Source organism: Pseudomonas sp. PIC25 (assembly GCF_002286785.1).
Lineage (GTDB): Bacteria > Pseudomonadota > Gammaproteobacteria > Pseudomonadales > Pseudomonadaceae > Pseudomonas_M.
On record NZ_MUJY01000166.1, the window covers coordinates 1 to 1,946 of the forward strand.

At 65.1% G+C, this 1,946-nt stretch carries 1 protein-coding gene and 1 pseudogene; both read left to right on the forward strand.

What is annotated here, in order from left to right:
• Positions 1-41: 41 nt before the first annotated feature.
• Positions 42-1,706, forward strand: coding sequence for a phage tail protein (locus BZL41_RS20875; protein WP_095601046.1), 1,665 nt, complete (start codon positions 42-44; stop codon positions 1,704-1,706).
• Positions 1,707-1,718: 12 nt separating this feature from the next.
• Positions 1,719-1,946 (forward strand): annotated as a pseudogene (locus BZL41_RS20880) (phage tail protein); the annotation flags it as partial.

Here is a 1,946-nt window from a genome sequence, read left to right on the forward strand (position 1 = left end):
GACGACCAGCAGACCCTGGTCGCCAGCCTGTAGGAGAGCCAATGGGAGCCCGCATTACCCTGGCCGGTGAAAGCCTGATCGCGCAGAAACAGGCCGCCCAGGAAGTCTTGAAGATCGAACGCTTCATTTTCGCCAACGTGCCCGGCCTGGCCGCTGACGCACCGGTGGATCGTGCCGCGCCAAAACCACCCGCCGCACAGACCGTCTACACGGCGACCCTACCCGCCGAAAATGCCGGCTATGTGACCCCCAATCAGGTGGTCTACAGCATCCAGATCGGCTCCGACATAGGCGATTGGGACTTCAACTGGATCGGCCTGGAGAGTGCCGAAGGCGTGTTGTTCGCCGTGGCCTACGTGCCGCTGCAGCAGAAGCGCAAGAACATCCCGCCGCTGCAGGTGGGGAATAACATCACCCGTAATTTCCTGGTGGTATTCGACGGTGCCCAGCAACTGACCGGCATCACCATCGATGCGAGCACCTGGCAGCATGACTTCACGGTGCGCCTGAAAGGTATCGACGAGCGCGAACGTCTGAGCAACCGCGACCTCTTCGGCCGGGCCTGTTTCTTCGGCAGTGGTCTGCAACTGGAGAAGGTGGGCAGCACCTACCAACTGAAACCGGGGAGCGCGTACATCGAGGGGATACGCATCGAGCGCACCACCGCGCTGCCCGTCGTACCGCCCGCGCTGCCGACCACCGCCTGGCTCGACGTCGCGCTGCAGCGCGAACTGAACGACGTGGTGACCAGCCTCCAAGTGGTTTGGGGAGTGGGAAAGGCGGATTACACCGACAGCGTGGGCGTCCGCCATTACCTGGTGCCCCTGGCCGATCTGGTCAACAGCACGACGATTACCGACCGACGCACCGTGGAGCCCATCGGCTTGCCGCTGATCCAGCAGTTCGCCTTCCGCTCCGGCGATTATGTAAATCTGCGCGCACGCGCTACGACGAAAATCGATGTAGGTCTAGGCAACCTACCGAACGCGAAGAGCGACGACCCCGCCACCAACAGCAGCGAGATTCTGGCAACGACGGCCGCATTGCAGGCCCTGCTGGGCAACGTGGTGGCCGCCGAAACCGGACAGATTTCCGCTTTCGCCATGGCCACTCCGCCGGCCGGCTGGTTGAAATGCAACGGCGCAGCCGTATCCCGCACGACCTACGCCAAGCTCTTCGCCCGCATCGGGACCGTCTTCGGCGCGGGGGACGGTTCGACGACCTTCAACCTGCCCGACGCCCGGGGCGAGTTCCTGCGCGGCTGGGACGACGGCCGGGGCGTGGATGCCGGCCGGGCCCTGGGCAGCGCCCAGGCTCACCTGCTGGGCAATCACACGCACACCGCCAGCAGCGCGGCGGGTGGCGCGCATACCCACACCGCCAGCACCGGAGCCGGTGGAAGCCATAGCCACACCGCCACCACCACGTCCGACGGCTCCCATACCCACACCGTGCCGGGCTCGGTCAGTTCCAGCGGCGGGTCCGGCAGTTTCGACGGCAACGGCGAAGGGGCTTCGTTCAACAAAGCGACCAGTAGCGCCGGTGCCCACACCCACACCGTGACCGTGGACGCGGCTCCCAGCCACACGCACACCGTCACGGTAGACGCTGTGGCCAGCCATACCCACGCGATCACGGTAGACGCCGCCGGCGGAGCCGAGACCCGCCCGCGAAACCTCGCCGTGTTGTTCTGTATCCGTTATTGAGGCACACCCGACATGACACCGAAAACCGTCTATCAGACCGACCGCTATGGCCTTTATGTCGGCCCGGTGGCCGCCGATCCCAGCCCCCTCGAAGAAGGTGTCTGGCTGATTCCGGGCGGTTGCGTGGAAACGCCGCCGCCAGAGATTCCCCCCGGCAAGGCTGCGCATTGGGCGGCCGGAAAGTGGCACCTGATCGATAACCTGGAAGGCTTCACGGTCTACGACACCAAGACCGGCACC